The following is a 19,657-nucleotide window of genomic DNA, read 5'->3' as shown; positions in this document are numbered from 1 at the left end:
CAGGCGGGACCGTAAGCCGCGGCCCTGTGCAGGGTGAGGTGGGCGGCTTCGCCGGATGGACCGGCGCCGGCCACGATCACTCCGGTAGCCAGCGCCGAGGTCAGTGCCCACACGACCACGTGCACCGGGCGTCCGGGCCGCGTAGGCACCCGGGATGCCGCCGGCCGTCGTTCCTCGGTCACCGCCCCAGCCTGACCCCGTGGCCTGCGGAAGCCACCGCCTTCGTCCCTGTTGTGGACGGCCGGGTGCGGTTGTGGACAACCGGGGGATGCGGGGAGAGGGGCCTCCCCGCCTCGGCGTACACTTCTCCTGCATCCCGACTGCTGTCAGGGGTGACTTCGCGCGCTCGCGTGCCCTGCCCGGTTCGGCCATTCCGGCCCGCCGGCGGAAACGGTGGACGGGCGGTCCCGCTCAGCACCATGTGGGTCCGGCCACCGGCGCGACGCCAGGGCGGTGCCGCCAACCCGGCGCTCCGCAAAACCGCGCGCGTGGCCGCTGAGCGGCCACGCCCGAATGAGAGGTGAACACCGGCCGTGGCCGTCGTCACCATGAAGCAGTTGCTGGACTCGGGTGTGCACTTCGGGCACCAGACCCGGCGCTGGAACCCGAAGATGAAGCGCTACATCCTCACCGAGCGCAACGGCATCTACATCATCGACCTGCAGCAGACCCTGTCGTACATCGACCGGGCCTACGAGTTCGTCCGCGAGACCGTTGCCCACGGCGGCACGATCATGTTCGTCGGCACGAAGAAGCAGGCGCAGGAGGCCATCGCCGACGAGGCGGGCCGCGTGAACATGCCGTACGTCAACCAGCGCTGGCTTGGCGGGATGCTCACCAACTTCCAGACCGTGCACAAGCGCCTTCAGCGGATGAAGGAGCTGGAGTCGATGGAGCAGACGGGGGGCTTCGAGGGTCGCACCAAGAAGGAGATCCTCATGCTCACCCGTGAGAAGACCAAGCTCGAGAAGACGCTCGGCGGTATCCGGGACATGACCAAGGTCCCGAGCGCGGTCTGGATCGTCGACACCAAGAAGGAGCACATCGCCGTCGGCGAGGCTCGCAAGCTGGGCATCCCGGTGGTCTCCATCCTGGACACCAACTGCGACCCCGACGAGGTCGACTTCCCGATCCCTGGCAACGACGACGCCATCCGGTCGGCTGCGCTGCTCACCAAGGTGATCGCACGCGCCGCCGCCGACGGGCTCATGGCGCGGGCGGCCCGCAGCCGGGGAGACGGCGAGGACAAGCCGGAGGCGGGTGTCGCCACCGACGAGCCGCTGGCCGAGTGGGAGCAGAACCTGCTCACCAACGGCGCCGGTTCCGACGGGGCCAGCCTCACGGCCAGCGGTCCCGCGAGCGAGTCGCCCAACCCTGCCTCCGAGCCTGCGCCGGCCACCACCAGCAACGGCACGCAGCAGACCGCGGGCTGATCCCGCTCCCGTTCGGGGCCGGTGGTACCGGCTCCGAACGTCGCTCGTCCCGACAGCCTGAAGAGAAACGGACCAGAGGCACCGAAATGGCGAACTACACCGCCGTCGACGTCAAGAAGCTCAGGGACCTCACCGGTTCCGGGATGATGGACTGCAAGAAGGCCCTCGAGGAGTCCGAGGGCGACCTCGAGAAGGCCGTCGAGCTGCTCCGCATCAAGGGCGCGAAGGACGTCGGCAAGCGCGCCGGGCGCGACACCGCCAACGGCCTCGTCGCCGCCGAGGGCGGCACGATGGTCGAGCTCGACTGCGAGACCGACTTCGTGGCGAAGAGCCCCGACTTCCAGGCGCTCGCCGACAAGATCCTGCGGGTCGCGGTCGACCAGCAGCCCGCCGACCTCGACGCGCTGAAGAAGGCCCCGCTCGACGGGAGCACCGTCGAGGAGGCCGTGCTGGCACTGTCCGCTCGCATCGGCGAGAAGCTCGAGCTCAAGCGCTACATCCACGTCGACGGGCCGGTCGCCCTGTACCTGCACCGGCGGGCTTCCGACCTGCCGCCGGCCATCGGCGCGCTGGTCTCCTACGAGGGGGCCGACGACGACGCCGCCCGTGGGGTTGCGATGCACATCGCCGCCGCCCGGCCGCAGTACACCACCCGCGACGAGGTCCCCGGCGACGTGCTCGAGAACGAGCGGCGCATCGCCGAGGCCACCGCTCGCGAGGAGGGCAAGCCCGAGCAGGTCCTGCCCCGCATCGTCGAGGGCCGGATCAACGGCTTCTACAAGGACGTCGTCCTGCTCGAGCAGCCGTCCGTCCAGGACTCCAAGAAGAGTGTGAAGGCGCTGCTCGATGCAGCGGGCGTCACGGTCAAGGAGTTCGTCCGCTTCGAGGTCGGCCAGGCCTGACGGGCCGGCTGCTCCGATCCGAGATGAGTGACGGGAAGTCATGACCGACCTTCGGACCGGCGCCGACGGCGCCCACCCCGGCTTCCGCCGCGTGCTGCTCAAGCTCGGCGGCGAGATGTTCGGCGGCGGGTCCGTCGGTGTCGACCCGAGGGTGGTCGAGACGGTTGCTCGCCAGATCGCCGAGGTGGTCGCCACCGGGGCCCAGGTCGCGGTGGTGATCGGCGGCGGCAATTTCTTCCGCGGCTCCGAGCTGCAGCAGCGGGGTATGGACCGCGCACGTGCCGACTACATCGGCATGCTCGGCACCGTGATGAACTGCCTGGCGCTGCAGGACTTCCTGGAGCGCGAGCACCACGTCGACACCAGGGTGCAGACGGCCATCACGATGGGCCAGGTCGCGGAGGCCTACATCCCGCGCCGCGCGATCCGGCACCTGGAGAAGGGCCGCGTCGTGATCTTCGGCGCCGGGGTGGGCATGCCCTACTTCTCCACCGACACGGCGGGTGCGCAGCGCGCGCTGGAGATCGGGGCGGAGGCGCTGCTGCTCGCCAAGAGCGTCGACGGCGTGTTCACCGCCGACCCGAAGGTCGACCCCAGCGCGAAGTTGTTCGACGAAATCACCCACCGTGAAGTGCTGGAGCAGGGGCTAGCGGTGGCTGATGCCACCGCATTCAGCCTGTGCATGGACAACAAGATGCCGATCATCGTGTTCAACCTGCTGGTGGAGGGCAACATTGCCCGAGCGGTGCGGGGTGAGAGGATCGGCACGCTGGTCAGCACGCCCGACTACCCGCAGGAGCAGCCGTGATAGACGAGACGCTCTTCGACGCCGAGGAGAAGATGGAACGCGCCGTCTCGGTGGCAAAGGACGACCTCGCGAGCGTCCGCACCGGTCGGGCAACGCCGAACATGTTCTCGCGAGTCGCCGTCGACTACTACGGCACGATGACGCCGATCAACCAGCTCGCCTCCATCAACGTCCCGGAGGCGCGCATGGCCGTCATCAAGCCGTACGACGCCGGTCAGCTGAAGGCGCTGGAAAAGGCCATCCGCGACTCCGACCTCGGGCTCAACCCCAGCAACGACGGCCAGATCATTCGCGTGGTCATTCCTCAGCTATCCGAGGAACGCCGCCGCGAGATGGTCAAGGTCGCCCGCGGCAAGGGCGAGGATGCCCGTGTGACGATCCGCAGCATCCGTCGTAAGGCGATGGACGAGCTGCACCGGATCGTTCGCGACGGCGACGCGGGTGAGGACGAGGTCGGGCGGGCCGAGAAGGAGCTGCAGGCCACCACCGACCGGTACGTCCACCAGGTCGACGATCTGGTGAAGCACAAGGAAGCCGAACTCCTCGAAGTCTGACCCGGTGACGGCCTCCTCTTCTCACGCCACGGCCATGGTCTCTCCGGCCAGTCGGCCTTCCCGCGCAGGACGCGACCTCGCGGCGGCCATCGCTGTCGGTGTCGCGCTGGGCGTGGTGATCCTTTCCTCGCTGCTGTTCCAACGGCACTTCTTCATCGGCGTCCTCGCCATAGCCACGGCGGTGGGCACCTGGGAGCTTGCTGGTGCGTTGCGTCGCGGCGCAGGCATCGAGGTGCCGATCGCGGTGCTGCTCCTCGGCGGGCAGGCGATGGTGTGGCTGTCGTGGCCGTTCGGGCTGCGCGGCCTGGCCATCTCGTTCGTGCTCACGGCCCTTGCGATGCTGCTCTGGCGGATGCGTACCGGGGCGGTGCACTACGTCCGTGACGTCACGGCCGGGATGTTCACGGCCGCCTACGTGCCGCTCTTCTGTTCCTTCGCCACGCTCATGGTGGTGGCCGACGACGGTCTCGGCCGAGTGCTCACGTTCCTGATCTGCGGCGTGGCGTCCGACATCGGTGGCTACGCCGCGGGGGTCTTCCTCGGCCGGCATCCGATGGCGCCCATGATCAGCCCGAAGAAGTCCTGGGAGGGCTTCGCCGGATCGCAGGTGGCCGGCATGCTCGCGGGAGCGCTGTCCGTCCACTTCCTGCTCGGTGGTGCCTGGTGGTGGGGAGCGCTCACCGGCGCGTTGCTGGTGGTCAGCGCCACGCTGGGCGACCTCGTCGAATCGATGATCAAGCGCGATCTCGGGATCAAGGACATGGGCACGTTGCTGCCCGGCCACGGTGGACTGATGGACCGGCTGGACTCGCTGCTCCCCACGGCCGTCGTGGCCTGGTTGCTGCTCAGCATCGTCGTGCCCGTGCAGTGATGCGGTCGCTGCGCGCTGCCGTGGCTGCGGCCGCAGGCGCGGACCCGCTGATCCCGAGCCCCAACATCTGGAACTGGCCCGAGGTCTACGAGCAGGAGAACCGCGCACAGGACGCCGACGGTGCCGTGTGGACGGTGCTGCGTGAGCTCGCGCCGTGGGCCGGGCTGGACGTGCTCGACGTGGGCTGTGGCGACGGATTTCACCTCCCGGTTTTCGCTGCGGAGGCGGCGTCGGTGACCGGCGTCGAGCCGCATCCGCCCCTGGTCGAACGCGCTCGCCGCCGTGTCGGAACGGGTGTACGGGTGCTGCGGGCGGGTGCTGCCGCGCTTCCGCTGCCGGACGCGAGCGTCGATGTCGTGCACGCGCGCACCGCGTACTTCTTCGGGCCTGGCTGCGAGCCCGGGTTGGCGGAAGCGCAGCGCGTGTTGCGTCCCGGTGGGGCGATCGCCATCGTCGACCTGGACGCAACGGTGGAACCTTACGGCCGCTGGATGCGCGCCGACATCCCGCGCTACGACCCGGCGCGCGTCGAGCGCTTCTTCGAGAAGCAGGGCTTCAGCCTGCGCCGGGTGCCTACTACCTGGCGCTTCCCCGACCGCGCCTCGTGTGAGGCGGTGCTGCGGATCGAGTTCTCCCGTGCGGTGGCCGAGCGTGCTGTCGCCGAGACCGCCGGGGTCACGGTGCCTGTCGGGTATCGCGTGCACGTGCGCCGAAAAGTGGCCATATCGCAGGCGTGAGTGGCTCGGTCGCTGAGGGTGGTCGCCGACAAGATGCGGCCCGCTCTGGATACCGTGGAGCCATGCGCGGATCCGCGGAGCCCTACGTGCCCTACGTCGAGCCGATCGCCGGCGGGGCGTGGTGGACGATCGGTGCGGCGGCGCTCGACGCCGGCGTGGGCACTGTCGTGCTGGCGGGGGGCCTGGGAGTCACCGCCGGCCTGATCGTCGCCCTGAAGAAGCGATACGGAACCGGCGTCCCACTGCCTCCACGGGGCCGAGGACGGTTCCTCCGACTGCTCGGCATCACCGTGGCGCTGGTGGCGGTGGCCGGCACGGTGCTGGGTTACTTCGGCCTCGGCGAGCTCACGGTCCCCATCGCGTGCGCGATGGTGGGTGTGGCCCTGATTCTCTTGTCGTCGCAGCTGGACGAACGGGTCTTCCTCGCCGCCGGGGGCGGGTTGATGGTGCTCGGAGCGGTGGGCGCGCTGCTCGCCCTGGACTCCGCGGGGAACATGTACCCGCAGGGACTGGTCGGGTTGGTCGCGGGCGGGATCCTCTGGCTGGCCGGCGCGTACCGCACTGGTCTGCTCGACGAGGCTCGGCAGCGCGTCCGGCACTGACCCTCCCTCTCGCGGGGGACCGGGTTCCCTCGCAGCTGGGAGGGCACAACAGCGTGATCGGTGGATCGTCTCCGCCATGGTCATCGCGCGTGAACGCAGACTCACTGCTCCCTCGTCCGTCCCGGCCCTGATCTGGTCGGCCCTGGCGGTCTGCCTCGGCCTCTGGTGGTTGTCGCAGCCGCAGCGCTACCCCTTTACCCCGGGCGATCCGGCCACATTCGGCACTCTGCTGGGCGTGCTGCCCGCTGCCGCGATGCCACCCCTCCTCGTCGCGGCGGGGGCTTGGGGGACAGTGGTCGCGTGGCTCGCCGCGCGGCGGCAGCCGACACGGGGCACGAGGGTCGCCGTGGTGGGAACCGCTGCGGTGTACGCCGTGGTTTTCGGGCTGGTCGCTCCCGGAATCCAACCGCTTACCCTCGTCGGCTACGCAATGGCGATGCTCGGGCCACCCGTGCTGTTCGGCGCGGTGCTCGCCGGGGCCTGGCGGTGGCGCGGCGGCCCCTGGGCGGTCGGCGTTCTCCTGCTGCTGGCGGCGCTGGCCTGGCTCAGCGGGCTCGCGGACGGAGCCGTACTGCTGCGCTACCTGGACGTCATCACGACCAGCGCGGAGCGGGCAGGACCGGCGGCAGTGCTGCTGTTCTTTTTGATCGGAGGCCTGGCCTGGGGCTTGTTCGGCACGCACACGCTGCTACAGGCCCGGACCGGCCGTCCGGCCCCTGCATGGATGCGGCCCGACGCTGCCGCGCGGTGGGGAAAGGCGGCGGTGATGATCGCCGCAGTCTGCGCGCTGCCCTATGGCCTGGTCCGGCTCACGTGGCTGACCCCGTGGCCGGTGGGCGGCAGCGCCGCGGAACTGGCTGCCCATCCCGAGATGCGACTGCACGGACTGCTGCTCGGCCTGGCCGCTCTGGCCGGCGCCGTTCTCACCACCGGCCTCGTCGCAGGCTAGGGCGAGGTCTGGCCCCGCTGGCTGCCGGTGCTGCGGGGACGGCCCGTCCCGGTGGCGGCAGCCGTCGTGCCGGGCACACTGGTGGCGACCCTGTTCACGGTGGCCGCCATCCCGTTCTCGACCATGACGGTCACGAGCGGGAGGCCCGAGATGCTGCTCTACTTCCCGTTCCCCGTCTGGGGGCCCGCGCTCGGCGCTGCCGTTCTGGCCTACGCCCTTCGCCGGCGGGGCGATACGGCTGGGCCTGGCACAATCGATGGGTCATGACTGCCCTGCCTCTGGTGTTCGACGCGCCCAAGCGCGCCACCCCGCCGCGCCATCTCGCCGACCTCGATCCGGCCGACCGCCGGGCCGTGGCCGGTGAGCTCGGCCTGCCCGCCTTCCGCGCCGATCAGTTGGCCCGGCACTACTTCGGCCGCTTCACCGCCGACCTCGACGTGATGACCGACCTCCCGGCCGGCGCCCGCGACACTCTCCGTGCGTTGCTCCCACCGCTCGTCACGCCCGTCCTCGAGCAGTCGTGCGACGACGGCGCCACCCGTAAGACCCTGTGGAAGGGCCACGACGGCACCCGCGCCGAGTCGGTACTGATGGGCTACCCGGACCGCGCCACCGTGTGTGTGTCCAGCCAGGCGGGCTGCGGCATGGCCTGTCCGTTCTGCGCTACCGGGCAGGGCGGGCTGCAGCGCAACCTGTCCACGGGCGAGATCGTCGAGCAGGTCCGGCAGGCCGCGGCCGCTGCCCGCGATGGCGCGCTGGGCCGTCCCGCCCGGCTCTCCAACGTGGTGTTCATGGGGATGGGTGAGCCGCTGGCCAACTACAAGCGGGTGGTCGCCGCGGTGCGGCGGATCACCGAGCCGTCGCCGGACGGGCTGGGCATCTCCGCGCGCGGCGTCACCGTCTCCACTGTCGGGCTGGTTCCGGCGATCGACAAGCTGGCTGCCGAAGGGCTGCCCGTCACCCTCGCGGTGTCGCTCCACACGCCGGATAACGAGTTGCGCGACACGCTCGTGCCCGTCAACAACCGCTGGAAGGTGAGCGAGGTTCTCGCGGCGGCGCGTCGCTACGCCCAGGCCACCGGACGCCGGGTGTCGATCGAGTACGCCTTGATCCGCGACGTCAACGACCAGCCGTGGCGGGCCGACCTCCTCGGAACGCTGCTCCGCCAGCAGGTCGGCACGAAGCGCGTTCACGTGAACCTCATCCCGCTGAATCCCACCCCGGGTAGCCAATGGGATGCCTCGCCGCGGCGGGTGCAGGACGAGTTCGTCGCGCGGGTGCAGGCGGCGGGGGTTGCGTGCACGGTGCGCGACACGCGCGGCCGGGAGATCGCGGCCGCCTGCGGTCAGCTCGCCGCGTCGCAAGCCTGAGCCCCGACCCCGCGGCCGTTCGACGGACGAACGACGTCCGGTCGGCGGGATGAACTGGGCATAGTGAGCACCTTCCTTGACCCCGAATCCCGTCGCTGCTTGGCTCAACAGTGGTAGTTGACACGTCAAATACGACGTAGCGGAGAGCCGTGACGTTCCTGTCTCCGAATGCCCAGGCGAACGGGCCGGCTGCCAGAGCCGACAGAAGAGGAGATGGCCATGAAGCTCGGGCTTGCCCTTCCCCAGCGCTACGGGGTCGACCTGCAGCGTGACGTGGTCAAAGTCGCGAAGCTCGCGGAGGAACAGGGCTTCGACAGCGTGTGGGTAGGGGAGCGACCGACCTTTGCCGCCCCTGGCTCCGAGGGGTTGTACGGCATCCCCGGCCTGCCGTGGCCCGAGGCATACAAGGGGATGTGCGAACCGCTGACCGCCATGGCAGCCGCCGCCGCGGTGACCGAGCGCGTACGGATCGGCAGCAGCGTCCTCGTGCCGGCCCTGCACCATCCGGCCCAGCTCGCGGCGGCACTGGCCACCATCGACCAGATCAGTGGCGGCCGCGTCGTCGCCGGCATCGGATCGGGCTGGGCCCACTCCGACTTCGACGCGGTCGGGGTGCCTTTCGCCGACCGCAACCGACTGCTCGACGAGGCGTTCGACGTGTTCGAGGCCGTCTGGGGAGCCGACCCCGTCGAGTACAGGGGTGGGCGGATCACGATCGACGGAGCGTTCGTCGGGCCGAAGCCGGTGTCGAAGCTCCCGGTGATCGCATCCGGGCACGGCGAGAAGGCATTGGACAAGGTGGCTCGCCGCGCCGACGGGTGGACACCCGCCGCCATTCCGGTGGCGATGACCGCCCGGCTCTGGGACCAGATCCGGGAGAAGGCGACTGGTTACGGCCGGGACGTCTCGGCGATGGAGTGTGTGATCAGGGCGAACGTCGAGCTCAGCGACCAGCCGATCGGCGGCGAGCGCCGGCCGATGGTCGGCAGCATGGACCAGGTGGTCGAGGACATCGTCGAGACGGCCCGGCTCGGAGCCGACGAGCTGTTCATCGACCTCTCCCAGAGCGAGCCCTTCCAGGGCACCTCGTGGATCATCAACACGGCCCTGGAGATCAAGGAACGGGTGACCGCGGCCCGCGTCTGAGGATGCCCGGAGATCTCGTCGGCGTCTTCAGCCGCTGGTGAGGACGTCGGCGAGGTTGAAGCGGACCGGCCGTTCGAGCTGGTCGTAGGTGCACGACTCCGGATCACGGTCCGGCCGCCAGCGCACGAACTGCGCGGTGTGGCGGAACCGGTCGCCCTCCATGTAGTCGTAGCGGACCTCCACGACACGCTCCGGGCGCAGTGGGACGAACGACAGGTCCTTGCCGGCGTTCCAGCGGCTGGTCTCGTTCTTGCGGGGCGTGCGTTCGCCCTGTTCGTGCGCCGCCCAGTTCCAGGGGTGCTCGTCGAACGTCGTCACCAGCGGCTGCATCTCGGTGAACAGCGATCGTCGCGTCGCCATCGGGAACGCGCCGACCACACCGACAGAGTTGAGCACGCCGCGGTCGTCGAACAGACCGAGGAGCAACGAGCCGAGCGCATCGGGGCCGGACTTGTGCACCCGGTAGCCGGCTACGACGCAGTCGGCGGTGCGCTCGTGCTTGATCTTGCTCATGACGCGTTTGTCGGGCTGATACCGCAGATCGAGCTTCTTCGCGATGAGCCCGTCCAGACCGGCACCCTCGAACTGCTCGAACCACTTCCGCGCTGTGTCCAGATCCCGGGTGACGGGTGTCAGATGGACGGGGGGAGCCGCGTTGGCGAAGGCACGTTCGAGTGCGGCACGGCGGTCTTCCAGCGGCTGCTCTGTGAGATCGTCGTCGCCGAGAGCGAGCAGGTCGAACGCGATGAAGCTGGCGGGCGTCTGCTCGGACAGCAGCTTGACGCGGCTCGCGGCCGGATGGATCCGCTGCTGGAGTGCCTCGAAGTCGAGGGTGTTGCGCGCGGTGTCGGCGACCACGATCTCCCCATCGACGACGGCACGCTCGGGGAACTCTGCGAGAACGGCCTCGACGATCTCAGGGAAGTAGCGCGTCATCGGACGTTCGTTACGGCTGCCGATCTCCACCTCGTCGCCGTCCCGGAAGATGATCGACCGGAAGCCGTCCCATTTCGGCTCGTACAGCTGACCTGCAGGGATATCGCCGATGGGCTTCGCCAGCATCGGCGCTACGGGCGGCATCACAGGTAGGTGCACGCCGCCAGTCTGGCGACTACCGGCGCTCCGGTCGAGCCTGTCGACGCATTGACAGTCGTCAGGGTGGGTGTGCGTCAGGGCGGCGGATCAGAGTGGTGGGCTTCCTGCGGGGGAGGAGGTTCCCCTGTGGCTGGTGGCGGTAGCGAAGTCGGTTGATCGGGGCGGTAGTCGTAGCGGTGGCTGAGGTAGCTGTGCCCGGTCGGAGTGATCCACTCGATCACACCGTCGTCGAGGGCGCGGACCTGCCAGCCGGGGGCGTGCTTCATGTGGTGGTCGTGGGAGCAGCAGCCGGCCATGTTGTCGGCGCTGGTGGGGCCCTTGGGGTGAGGGACGATGTGGTCGAGCTCGGCGTCGATGGCCCGGCGCGTGCAGATCGGTGAGCGGCAGTAGACGTCACGGGCGCGGACGAAGTCGGCGAGGGCGGCCGGTGGCCGGTATGTGGTGCGGCCATGATCGAGCAGAGCTCCCGAGAGCGGGTCGTAGACCAGGCGTTTCAGCACTGCGTCGGTGGCGATCTCACGGGCGAGGTCGGCGGGGACGGCGCCGTGTCCGACCAACTCACAGGGCTGGTCGTCGGCGCCCATCAGGGTGGACAACGGCATGATCACCTGGACCAGAGGCTTGCCGGGGCTCACCGGACGCGGGGGCACCGAATCGGCTCCATCGCCGTTGCCGGCATCCCCGGTGGCGACCGAGCCACCCCCACCATCGACACCATCGACTTCTCTGCTCTCCGATGTGGCGGCCGCGTAGGTGAGTTTGCCGGTGAGCAGGTCGACGAGGAGGTCGGCCCGGCGGGCGTTCATGCCACGAGGGTCGTCGGCGCCGATGCCTCGGGCGAGGCGCGAGAGCCACTGGTAGGCCGAGCGGGCATCGGGCGCGGAGAGCAGGGCCCAGAGCGACGCCATCCCGTCCCTCTCGTCGCCGACGGCAACCCGCCGGTCGCAGCGGGCCCTGCGGTGCCGCTCGGCCCCGCCGTCCGGGTCGACACTCAGCACCGCCCGGTTGAGCGCTGCCCGAAGTTGGGCCGGCGTCTGCTCGGAGGCACGGGCGAGAACCCGCTGCTGCACGGCCTGTGCCTTCTCGGGAGACAGGTGGCGGACGGAGTCGCAGATCGCGGTGACGCGGCGTTCGTCGAGCTGCCCGCTCTCCCAGGCCTGCAACGTCTCGGGCAGGCGGTGGACGAGCTCGAGGGACCGGGCGATCCGGGCATTCGCGCTCCCCCGTGACAGCCGCAGGGCGAGCCCGACCTCGTCGGGTGCGAACGGGCTGGTGACCGGGAGCCGGTCGGAGGCCGCCGGGGCGGGGTCGTCGGGCGGGCGGCGCTTCGCGAACTCCGCCATCAGGCGGGCCTGACGGGCCTCGGCCCACGCGGCGGTGCGTTCACATCCGACCATGGCGTCGATCAGCTGCGCGTCCGAGAGCCTGGACGGATCGGTGGTGTCGGTGTCCAGCTCGAACGCCGCCCATCCCGACGGTTGCTCATGTGCAGGGGCCGGCTCCGGTGCCCCCCGGCGTGACGGCTCGTCGTGCGCGTCCGGCGGACCTGTGCGTGACCAGCGCCGGTAATCCTCCCCGTCGCAGAACACCGCGTTCTCCTCGTTGAGAGGCGGCGCCGCGGCTTCTTCGAACATGCGTTCGACCTTACGTCAACCTCGTCACCCGGAACCGGCTTTTGGAAACACCAGGGGGATCATCAAGGGGTGAGCGCTCCCGTGAAGGCACTCGTGTGCCCCGTCTGACCCGGGCCGAGCTCGAGGCGGCACGCGATCGCACTCTCGAGGACGTGCTGCCCGGGCCCGACGATCCGTCCCTGCGTGTGCTGTTCTGCGGCATCAATCCCGGTCTCGTATCGGCGGCCACCGGCCACCACTTCGCCCGACCCGGCAACCGGTTCTGGCCGGTCCTGCACGGATCCGGCTTCACGCCGCGACTGTTGCTGCCGGCCGAACAGGATGAGCTGCGTGGGCTCGGGCTGGGCATCACCAACATGGCCCCGCGCGCCACGGCACGCGCCGACGAGCTCACGGTGGCCGAGATGGTGGCGGGCGGGGTGCGGCTGCACGAGCTGGTGGAACAGCGTCGGCCCCGATGGCTCGCCGTGGTCGGCGTGACGGCCTACAGGGCTGCGTTCGACGCGCCGCGCGCCGTGGTCGGCCCGCAGGACGAGCGGCTGGGGGACACGCGGATCTGGGTGCTGCCCAATCCGAGTGGCCTGAATGCGCACTGGTCGCTCGCGGCGATGGTGGAGGAGTACGGCCGGCTGCGAGAGGCGGCGGCCGACTCCTGACCTTGCGCTGGAGGCCGTCCGGAGGTGCGCCGCCGGCGGCGTCCGGGGTCGTCCGCGCGTCCGATCAGGCGTCGAGGTTCTGGACGTCCTCGGCCGGCGGTTCGGCAGCTCCGTCGCGGGCGTCGCGGTCGGCCCACTCCAGGAGTTCGTCGATGAGGAAGACGGTGTCGTCGATACCGGCGTGCAGGTCGCCGAGCTGGGCGTAACGCGCCGGCACGGTGGCGATGGTGAAGTCCTGCGGGTTGGCGTCGCCCACCTCGTCCCACCGGATCGGCGTGGAGACGACCGCCTCGGGCACCCCGCGCACCGAGTAGGCGCTGCGGATGGTGTGGTCGCGGGCGTTCTGGTTGTAGTCGACGAAGATCGACCTCGGGTCGCGGTCCTTGCGCCACCACGTCAGATCGACGAGATCGCAGCGACGGGCCACCTCACGGGCGAACGCGTGGGCGGCCCGGCGGACGTCGGAGAAGCCGTGGTCCGGCGCGATCCGCACGTAGACGTGCATACCCTTGCCACCTGATGTCTTCGGCCAACTGGTGGCACCCAGCTCGTCGAGCACCTCGTGGGCGACGTACGCGACCCGCCGCACGTCGTCGTAGGACGCTTCGGGCATCGGGTCGAGGTCGATGCGCCACTCGTCGGGCTTCTCGGTGTCGGTGGCGCGGCTGTTCCACGGGTGGAACTCCACCGTGGACATCTGCACGGCCCACACCACGTCGGCCGGGTGCTGGACGCACAACTCGTCGGCGTGCCGGTTCCAGCGCGGGAAATGCACGCGAACGGTGCGGACCCACTCGGGCGCACCCTTGGGGAGCCGCTTCTGGTGCACTTTCTCGCCGGTGACGCCCGTGGGGAACCGGTGGAGCATGCACGGGCGGTCCCGCAGCGCCCGTACGATCCCGTCGGAGACGGAGATGTAGTAGCGGGCCAGGTCGAGCTTCGTCTCCCCGCGGGCCGGGAAGTAGACGCGGTCCGGGTTGGTCAGCCGGACAACGCGGTCACCGACTTCCAGCTCGACGGCGGGACCGGCCATCGTCGCTCAGCGGCGCCAGGCGTGGCGGCGGCGGATCGCGTGGAGGATCAGGCCGAACGCGATCAGGGCGGCGGTGCCGACCAGCCAGATGTCCTCGGTGCTGCCCTCGTGGTTGCCGATCGTGAGCAGCAGCAGGATCACGACGGACACCCAGCCTGCGATCACGGAGCCGCGCGGGAATCCGCCGTGCCAGCCCCACTCGGCCGACGGCTCGTCCAACGGGTCGACCGCGGGTCGCTGCGCCAGCTCTCGGGAGTTCCTCGCCACGCCGTCCTCCAGATCCACGGATGTGGGCCTCATCGTCGCACAACAGGGCAGCAGGGATGATGGGTGGTGATGGGTGCGCGTGTGAGCGAGTCGATGTCACTGCGCCTGGGCGATGCGCTGACCGGGCGCGGCGGGGGAGTGCGATGAGTAAGCGTTCCGTTCTCGTGCTGGGTTCGACGGGCTCCGTCGGCACCCAGGCGCTCGACGTCATCGCGGCCCACCCGGACCGATTCGTGGTGGCGGGGCTCGCCGCGGGGGGTGGCGACCTCGATCTCCTCGCCCGGCAGGCCCGCGACCACGGCGTGCGCCGAGTGGCCGTGGCCCGTGCGGACGCCGCCGTGGCGCTGCGGGAGCTGCTGCCGGACGTCGAGGTCCTGGCCGGTCCGGATGCGGCCACCGAGCTCACGGGCACGGCGGGCGCCGACACCGTGCTCAACGCGATCACGGGCTCGGTCGGGCTCGGCCCCACTCTCGCGGCCCTCGCCTCCGGGGCCACCCTGGCGCTCGCCAACAAGGAGTCGCTGGTGGCCGGGGGAGCCCTCGTCACAGGAGCGGCCGCGCCGGGCCAGATCGTCCCTGTCGACTCCGAGCACTCCGCGCTCGCCCAGTGCCTGCGGGGTGGCCGGGTCGACGAGGTGGACCGGCTGGTGCTCACCGCGTCCGGCGGCCCGTTCCGGGGCAGGCGGCGCGCCGAGCTGGCCGGCGTCACCGTGGCGGAGGCGCTGGCACACCCGACGTGGGACATGGGTCCCGTCGTCACGATCAACTCGGCGAACCTCGTGAACAAGGGCCTTGAGCTGATCGAGGCGCACCTGCTGTTCGACGTGCCCTACGAGCGGATCGACGTGGTGGTGCATCCCCAGTCGATCGTGCACTCGATGGTCACCTTCATCGACGGCTCGACGCTCGCGCAGGCCAGCCCTCCGGACATGAAGCTACCCATCGCACTCGCGCTCGGCTGGCCCGACCGGCTCGCGGGGGCCGCGGCGCCGTGCCGCTGGGACGCAGCTCAGAGCTGGACCTTCGAGCCCCTCGACGACGAGGCCTTCCCCGGTGTCCGGCTGGCCCGCGCGGCGGGCACCGTGGGCGGTTGTCTGCCGGCCGTGCTCAACGCCGCCAACGAGGAGGCCGTGGCCGCCTTCGTCGCCGGTGCCCTTCCCTTCCTCGGGATCTGTGACCTGCTCGAGAACGTGCTCGACGCCGCCGACGGCTGGCGCGCCGACCCCGCTACCGTGGCTGAGGTGCTGGCGGCCGAGCAGTGGGCGCGGGCCCACGCGCGCGAGGCCGTCTCCCGCGGCGCCGGCGGAGCGAGCATCGGTACCGGACAAGCTGGAGCGACCACATGATGACCGTGATCGGTATCGTGATCTTCTTCGTGGGGATCCTGTTCTCGGTCGCCTGGCACGAGCTCGGTCACTTCACCACGGCCAAGTGGTTCGGCATCAAGGTGCCCGAGTTCATGGTCGGCTTCGGTCGCACGATCTGGTCGCGCAAGGTCGGCGAGACGGAGTTCGGACTCAAGGCCGTGCCGCTGGGCGGCTACATCCGGATGATCGGGATGATCCCGCCCGCCAAGGGTGAGACGCTCGGCAGGAGCCGTCGCACCGGTCCGTTCCAGGGCCTGATCGACGACGCTCGCCAGCAGTCGGCGATGGATGTGAAGCCCGAGGACGCCGACCGCCAGTTCTACCTGCGGGCTCCGTGGAAGCGCGTCATCGTGATGTTCGCGGGCCCGTTCATGAACCTCGTCCTCGCGGTGTTCCTGTTCGCGATCGTGCTGATGGGCATCGGTGTGCCCACGTCCACCACGGACGTCGGTGAGGTGAGCGCCTGCGTCGTCTCGGCCACCGCTCCGGCCACCGAGCAGTGCCCGCCGGGCGCGCCCCCCACTCCAGCGGCCGCCGCGGGCTTTCGGCCCGGCGACCGGATCCTCGCCTTCAACGGGCACCCGTACACGCAGTTCGACGGTCGCGACCTGCAGGAGGCGATCCGGGCGTCCTCGGGCACGGTGACGGTCACCGTCGAACGCGACGGGCAGCGCATCGACCTGCACCCGACCCCGATCCGCACCGAGCTGGCGAGCTTCGACGACGGATCGCAGACCGTCCAGGGCGGGTTCCTCGGTGTCAGCCTCGTCTCGGCCTACGAGCGCAAGGACGTCGGTGCCGTCTTCGGTCAGATCGGCGACATCGTGGGCCGCACCGGGCACGCGATCGTGCAGCTGCCCGCGCGGGTGCCGGGTCTGTTCGGGGCGGTGTTCCTCGGCGAGCAGCGTGACGTCAACGGTCCGATCGGCATCGTCGGTGCCTCTCGGATCGGCGGGGAGATCCTGGCCTCCGACGCTCCTCCGCTCGCCGAGCTCTCGGTGTTCCTGCAGCTCCTGGCCGGGCTGAACATCTCGCTGTTCCTGTTCAACCTGCTGCCGATCCCGCCGCTGGACGGCGGTCAGATCTTCCCGGCGATCTGGGAGGCGGTGAAGCGCCGGATCGCGAAGCTGCGCGGGCTGCCCGACCCTGGTCCGGTCGACGTCGCGAAGCTGATGCCGGTGGCCTACGTCGTGGCGCTGGTGTTCATCGGGTGGAGCGCGTTGTTGTTCGTCGCCGACATCATCAACCCGGTCCAGCTCTTCTGACGGCTCTCCTGGCAGCGCGCTTGACGGCATCGCCGCAGGTCATCGCCGGAAACGTGGTGCCCGCCACGACCTGCGGCGGGCTGCTGCGCGACCTGGATAATTGAAGGTGTGACTATCAGCGCGGCGGGTGTCCCCGCTCCACCCGTGGTTCCGCGTGACCCGTACTCCGAGGGCAACCCTCTCGCCGTGTTCGACATCGACGGTGTGCTCGCCGACGTCCGTCACCGGTTGCACCACCTGGAGGCCCGCCCCCAGCGCTGGGAGCACTTCTTCCAGTCGGCCGACCGCGATCCGCTCCTCGTCGAGGGCGCTGAGCGGGTTCGTGCCGCGCTCGCGGCCCACGATGTGCTCTACCTGACCGGCCGGCCCGAGCGCACCCGGCGGCTCACCGAGGACTGGCTGGTGCGCCACGACCTACCGGTGGAGCCGCTCGTCATGCGCGCCGACGACGACCGGCGGCCGGCTCGCTGGGTCAAGCGCGAGGTGCTGCGGAAGCTCTCCACAGTGCGGAGTGTGGTGTCGGTGCTCGACGACGACCCCGCAGTCGTCTCGTTGCTCGAGGCTGACGGATGGCCGGTGGAGCTCGCCACCTGGCTGCCGCACTCGTCGACGCTGCGCAAGGCCCAGGAGGACACGGGCCGCACGTAGCCCTCCGTGCACGAGAGAGTGCTCCCGAGCACGCCGCCAGCGGCGGTGGAGGGTGTCGGAGGATACTGGGCGCCGTGAGCGTCTCACTGGGCATGCCCGCACCTCCCGCGCCGACCCTGGCCCCTCGCCGGTCCACCCGGCAGCTGCAGGTCGGTCCCGTCGGAGTCGGATCCGAGTACCCGATCTCCGTGCAGTCGATGACCACCACCCTCACCTCTGACGTCAACGCGACCCTCCAGCAGATCGCCGAGCTCACCGCGGCGGGCTGCGACATCGTCCGGGTCGCGTGCCCCAGCCAGGACGACGCCGACGCGCTTCCCGCCATCGCGAAGAAGTCGCAGATCCCGGTGATCGCCGACATCCACTTCCAGCCCAAGTACGTCTTCGCGGCGATCGAGGCGGGCTGCGCCGCCGTGCGCGTCAACCCGGGCAACATCAAGAAGTTCGACGACAAGGTCAAGGAGATCGCGGCCGCCGCCAAGGACCACGGCACCCCGATCCGCATCGGCGTCAACGCGGGCTCGCTCGACAAGCGCCTGATGGAGAAGTACGGCAAGGCCACGCCGGAGGCGCTCGTCGAGTCCGCGCTGTGGGAGGCGGGCCTCTTCGCCGAGCACGACTTCCACGACATCAAGATCTCGGTCAAGCACAACGACCCGGTCGTCATGGTGCGCGCCTACGAGCTGCTGGCCGAGTCCTGCGACTACCCGCTGCACCTCGGCGTCACGGAGGCGGGACCGGCGTTCCAGGGCACGATCAAGTCGGCCGTGGCGTTCGGCGCGCTGCTGCGCCAGGGCATCGGCGACACGATCCGCGTCTCGCTCTCCGCGCCTCCGGTGGAGGAGATCAAGGTCGGCACGCAGATCCTGCAGTCGCTCAACCTCCGACCCCGCAAGCTCGAGATCGTCTCCTGCCCGTCGTGCGGGCGCGCCCAGGTGGACGTCTACAAGCTCGCCGACGAGGTCACGGCCGGCCTCACCGGCATGGAGGTGCCGCTGCGGGTGGCCGTCATGGGCTGCGTCGTCAACGGTCCGGGGGAGGCCCGTGAAGCCGATCTCGGCGTGGCGTCAGGCAACGGTAAGGGTCAGATCTTCGTCCGCGGCGAGGTGATCAAGACCGTCCCGGAGCACGCCATCGTCGAGACGCTGATCGAGGAGGCGATGAAGATCGCCGAGTCGATCGAGGAGGAGGGCGAGCCGCAGGTCACCGTGGGGTGAGCGCAGCGGACCTGCGTTCCGTCGCCCTCTGGTGAGCGGCCCGGTCTCGCGCGGCCAGAGCGCCGAGCGAGCACACAACGGGCGCCACGATCATGTCCCGGACGAGCGGGGCGGTTCTCGCATGGGTGCCATCGGGTGCACGACTACCGTGCGCGGCGATATTTCGGAGTGCTCAGACCCATCCCGTCGTGTGCATGGCGGCGGCCGTCTGGCATCGTGATGGGGTGCTTCGTGTCGCCGGAGCGCGGCTCCTCGACGACCGGGACCGCGCGGACGTCTGCGCGGTCCTCGAGAGTGATCCCGTTGCCGCCTGCATGGTCGCCGCCCGCGTCGAGGTGGCGGGGCTGGATCCCTGGCGTCTCGGGGGTGAGCTGTGGGGCGTCGGCTCCCGTTTCGACGGTCTGTGTTTCTCCGGCGCCAACCTCGTGCCGCTGCGGGGTGAGCGCGCGGCTCTACGCAGCTTCGCCGACCGGGCCCGCCGATACGGGCGCACGTGCTCCTCGCTGGTCGGTCGGGCCGAGCTGGTGCTGCCGTTGTGGGACGACCTCGCCGGGCACTGGGCGCCCGCCCGTGAGGTGCGTGCCGACCAGCCGCTGATGGCGCTGGCGGGCGCGCCAGCGGTCGCCGCCGACCCGTACGTTCGCGCGGTCCGCCCCGACGAGCTGGACCGCTACCTGCCGGCGGCGGTCGCGATGTTCACCGAGGAGGTGGGCATCGACCCGCGCGCAGGCGATGGCGGGGTCGGCTACCGGTCCCGCGTGGCCGAGCTGGTGGCAGCGGGGCGGGCGTTCGCCCGTTTCGAGGGCGGCGAGGTGGTGTTCAAGGCGGAGATCGGCGCGCTGTCCCGCCAGGTGGGGCAGATCCAGGGCGTCTGGGTGCATCCCAGCCTCCGTGGCCAGGGGCTGGGCACGGCCGGCACCGCCGCCGTGGTCGAGCGCCTGGCCGCCCTCGGCCGCGTGTCGAGTCTCTACGTCAACGGCTTCAACCGCGTGGCCCGCTCGGCATACGACCGGATCGGCTTCACACAGGTCGGCAGCTTCGCCACGATCCTCTTCTGATCACCTTCGCCTAGGGTGGACGCAGCATCCCCAACCCGGCAGGAG

21 protein-coding genes are annotated in these 19,657 nt (G+C 70.3%); 17 read left to right on the top strand and 4 right to left on the bottom strand.

From position 1 onward, the window contains the following. The first annotated feature begins 533 nt into the window (after nucleotides 1-533). The 11 genes from rpsB (at nucleotide 534) to ABD743_RS28235 (ending at nucleotide 9,372) form a co-directional block, all read left to right on the top strand. Nucleotides 534-1,433: a 30S ribosomal protein S2 gene (gene rpsB / locus ABD743_RS28285; protein ID WP_241040022.1), complete on the top strand. Its 900-nt coding sequence runs from the start codon at nucleotides 534-536 to the stop codon at nucleotides 1,431-1,433. Nucleotides 1,434-1,519: 86 nt separating this feature from the next. Next, nucleotides 1,520-2,335, top strand: coding sequence for a translation elongation factor Ts (gene tsf / locus ABD743_RS28280; RefSeq protein ID WP_344725387.1), 816 nt, complete (start codon nucleotides 1,520-1,522; stop codon nucleotides 2,333-2,335). A gap of 40 nt (nucleotides 2,336-2,375) precedes the next feature. Then, entirely contained in the window at nucleotides 2,376-3,143 is a 768-nt protein-coding gene (gene pyrH, locus ABD743_RS28275; protein WP_241040024.1) for a UMP kinase, read from the top strand. Further along, a complete protein-coding gene (frr, locus tag ABD743_RS28270) occupies nucleotides 3,140-3,697 on the top strand; it encodes a ribosome recycling factor (protein WP_241040025.1) in 558 nt (185 codons plus the stop codon). The genes pyrH and frr overlap by 4 nt, the downstream gene beginning before the upstream one ends. Before the next feature lie 34 nt (nucleotides 3,698-3,731). Then, entirely contained in the window at nucleotides 3,732-4,568 is an 837-nt protein-coding gene (locus tag ABD743_RS28265; RefSeq protein ID WP_344725386.1) for a phosphatidate cytidylyltransferase, read from the top strand. After that, nucleotides 4,568-5,305, top strand: a complete 738-nt coding sequence (locus tag ABD743_RS28260) for a class I SAM-dependent methyltransferase (RefSeq protein ID WP_344725385.1) — start codon at nucleotides 4,568-4,570, stop codon at nucleotides 5,303-5,305. Before ABD743_RS28265 ends, ABD743_RS28260 begins: the two co-directional genes overlap by 1 nt. Nucleotides 5,306-5,367: 62 nt before the next feature. After that, a complete protein-coding gene (locus ABD743_RS28255; protein ID WP_344725384.1) occupies nucleotides 5,368-5,907 on the top strand; it encodes a hypothetical protein in 540 nt (179 codons plus the stop codon). A gap of 76 nt (nucleotides 5,908-5,983) precedes the next feature. Beyond that, nucleotides 5,984-6,856, top strand: a complete 873-nt coding sequence (locus ABD743_RS28250; protein WP_344725383.1) for a hypothetical protein — start codon at nucleotides 5,984-5,986, stop codon at nucleotides 6,854-6,856. A 51-nt stretch (nucleotides 6,857-6,907) separates the two neighbouring features. After that, the gene (locus ABD743_RS28245) at nucleotides 6,908-7,123 is read left to right on the top strand and encodes a hypothetical protein (RefSeq protein ID WP_344725382.1); all 216 of its coding nucleotides are present in this window, start codon (nucleotides 6,908-6,910) and stop codon (nucleotides 7,121-7,123) included. After that, on the top strand, nucleotides 7,120-8,226 hold the full coding sequence (gene rlmN / locus ABD743_RS28240) for a dual-specificity RNA methyltransferase RlmN (RefSeq protein ID WP_344725381.1): 1,107 nt from the start codon (nucleotides 7,120-7,122) through the stop codon (nucleotides 8,224-8,226). Before ABD743_RS28245 ends, rlmN begins: the two co-directional genes overlap by 4 nt. Nucleotides 8,227-8,445: 219 nt before the next feature. Further along, nucleotides 8,446-9,372, top strand: coding sequence for a TIGR03619 family F420-dependent LLM class oxidoreductase (locus tag ABD743_RS28235; protein WP_344725380.1), 927 nt, complete (start codon nucleotides 8,446-8,448; stop codon nucleotides 9,370-9,372). A gap of 27 nt (nucleotides 9,373-9,399) precedes the next feature. Here the strand turns inward: ABD743_RS28235 and ABD743_RS28230 are convergent, their stop codons facing one another. Both ABD743_RS28230 and ABD743_RS28225 read right to left on the bottom strand, forming a co-directional pair. Continuing rightward, nucleotides 9,400-10,467, bottom strand: a complete 1,068-nt coding sequence (locus ABD743_RS28230; protein WP_344725379.1) for an ATP-dependent DNA ligase — start codon at nucleotides 10,465-10,467, stop codon at nucleotides 9,400-9,402. Between the two features lie 74 nt (nucleotides 10,468-10,541). After that, nucleotides 10,542-12,101, bottom strand: coding sequence for an HNH endonuclease signature motif containing protein (locus ABD743_RS28225; protein WP_344725378.1), 1,560 nt, complete (start codon nucleotides 12,099-12,101; stop codon nucleotides 10,542-10,544). A gap of 95 nt (nucleotides 12,102-12,196) precedes the next feature. On the opposite strand from ABD743_RS28225, the gene mug reads away from it, so the two are divergent. Next, complete coding sequence (gene mug, locus ABD743_RS28220; protein ID WP_344725377.1) at nucleotides 12,197-12,757, top strand: G/U mismatch-specific DNA glycosylase; 561 nt, start codon at nucleotides 12,197-12,199, stop codon at nucleotides 12,755-12,757. A gap of 64 nt (nucleotides 12,758-12,821) precedes the next feature. On the opposite strand, the gene ligD is transcribed toward mug, so the two are convergent. Beyond that, entirely contained in the window at nucleotides 12,822-13,790 is a 969-nt protein-coding gene (ligD, locus tag ABD743_RS28215; RefSeq protein WP_344725376.1) for a non-homologous end-joining DNA ligase, read from the bottom strand. A gap of 6 nt (nucleotides 13,791-13,796) precedes the next feature. Next, a complete protein-coding gene (locus tag ABD743_RS28210; protein ID WP_344725375.1) occupies nucleotides 13,797-14,090 on the bottom strand; it encodes a DUF2631 domain-containing protein in 294 nt (97 codons plus the stop codon). A gap of 110 nt (nucleotides 14,091-14,200) precedes the next feature. Between ABD743_RS28210 and dxr the strand changes: the two genes are divergently transcribed. The 5 genes from dxr to ABD743_RS28185 all read left to right on the top strand — a co-directional run bounded on the left by dxr (nucleotide 14,201) and on the right by ABD743_RS28185 (nucleotide 19,612). Further along, complete coding sequence (gene dxr / locus ABD743_RS28205; protein WP_344725374.1) at nucleotides 14,201-15,403, top strand: 1-deoxy-D-xylulose-5-phosphate reductoisomerase; 1,203 nt, start codon at nucleotides 14,201-14,203, stop codon at nucleotides 15,401-15,403. Beyond that, nucleotides 15,400-16,689 (top strand): M50 family metallopeptidase, encoded by a 1,290-nt coding sequence (locus ABD743_RS28200; protein WP_344725373.1) that lies wholly within the window; start codon nucleotides 15,400-15,402, stop codon nucleotides 16,687-16,689. The genes dxr and ABD743_RS28200 overlap by 4 nt, the downstream gene beginning before the upstream one ends. Nucleotides 16,690-16,797: 108 nt before the next feature. Next, a complete protein-coding gene (locus ABD743_RS28195) occupies nucleotides 16,798-17,337 on the top strand; it encodes a phosphatase domain-containing protein (RefSeq protein WP_344725372.1) in 540 nt (179 codons plus the stop codon). Between the two features lie 74 nt (nucleotides 17,338-17,411). Further along, nucleotides 17,412-18,554 carry a flavodoxin-dependent (E)-4-hydroxy-3-methylbut-2-enyl-diphosphate synthase gene (gene ispG, locus ABD743_RS28190; protein WP_344725371.1) on the top strand — a complete coding sequence of 381 codons (1,143 nt, stop codon included), beginning with the start codon at nucleotides 17,412-17,414 and terminating at the stop codon, nucleotides 18,552-18,554. 224 nt (nucleotides 18,555-18,778) lie between these two features. Next, the gene (locus ABD743_RS28185) at nucleotides 18,779-19,612 is read left to right on the top strand and encodes a GNAT family N-acetyltransferase (protein WP_344725370.1); all 834 of its coding nucleotides are present in this window, start codon (nucleotides 18,779-18,781) and stop codon (nucleotides 19,610-19,612) included. The last annotated feature ends 45 nt before the right edge of the window (nucleotides 19,613-19,657 follow it).

Origin of the sequence: Pseudonocardia yunnanensis (assembly GCF_039534065.1) — a bacterium.
Taxonomy (GTDB): Bacteria; Actinomycetota; Actinomycetes; order Mycobacteriales; family Pseudonocardiaceae; genus Pseudonocardia; species Pseudonocardia yunnanensis.
Note: the sequence above shows the minus strand (reverse complement) of the source record. Positions and strands in the feature narration are given on the sequence as shown.

Bases quoted from the DNA above. Each gene is read 5' to 3' on its own strand.
- rlmN (WP_344725381.1), top strand. From the start codon at position 7,120: ATGACTGCCCTGCCTCTGGTGTTCGACGCGCCCAAGCGCGCCACCCCG.
- pyrH (WP_241040024.1), top strand. From the start codon at position 2,376: ATGACCGACCTTCGGACCGGCGCCGACGGCGCCCACCCCGGCTTCCGC.
- ABD743_RS28225 (WP_344725378.1), bottom strand. From the start codon at position 12,101: ATGTTCGAAGAAGCCGCGGCGCCGCCTCTCAACGAGGAGAACGCGGTG.
- ABD743_RS28250 (WP_344725383.1), top strand. From the start codon at position 5,984: ATGGTCATCGCGCGTGAACGCAGACTCACTGCTCCCTCGTCCGTCCCG.
- ABD743_RS28265 (WP_344725386.1), top strand. From the start codon at position 3,732: ATGGTCTCTCCGGCCAGTCGGCCTTCCCGCGCAGGACGCGACCTCGCG.
- ABD743_RS28235 (WP_344725380.1), top strand. From the start codon at position 8,446: ATGAAGCTCGGGCTTGCCCTTCCCCAGCGCTACGGGGTCGACCTGCAG.
- tsf (WP_344725387.1), top strand. From the start codon at position 1,520: ATGGCGAACTACACCGCCGTCGACGTCAAGAAGCTCAGGGACCTCACC.
- dxr (WP_344725374.1), top strand. From the start codon at position 14,201: ATGAGTAAGCGTTCCGTTCTCGTGCTGGGTTCGACGGGCTCCGTCGGC.
- ABD743_RS28255 (WP_344725384.1), top strand. From the start codon at position 5,368: ATGCGCGGATCCGCGGAGCCCTACGTGCCCTACGTCGAGCCGATCGCC.
- ABD743_RS28260 (WP_344725385.1), top strand. From the start codon at position 4,568: ATGCGGTCGCTGCGCGCTGCCGTGGCTGCGGCCGCAGGCGCGGACCCG.
- ABD743_RS28200 (WP_344725373.1), top strand. From the start codon at position 15,400: ATGATGACCGTGATCGGTATCGTGATCTTCTTCGTGGGGATCCTGTTC.
- ligD (WP_344725376.1), bottom strand. From the start codon at position 13,790: ATGGCCGGTCCCGCCGTCGAGCTGGAAGTCGGTGACCGCGTTGTCCGG.
- ABD743_RS28210 (WP_344725375.1), bottom strand. From the start codon at position 14,090: ATGAGGCCCACATCCGTGGATCTGGAGGACGGCGTGGCGAGGAACTCC.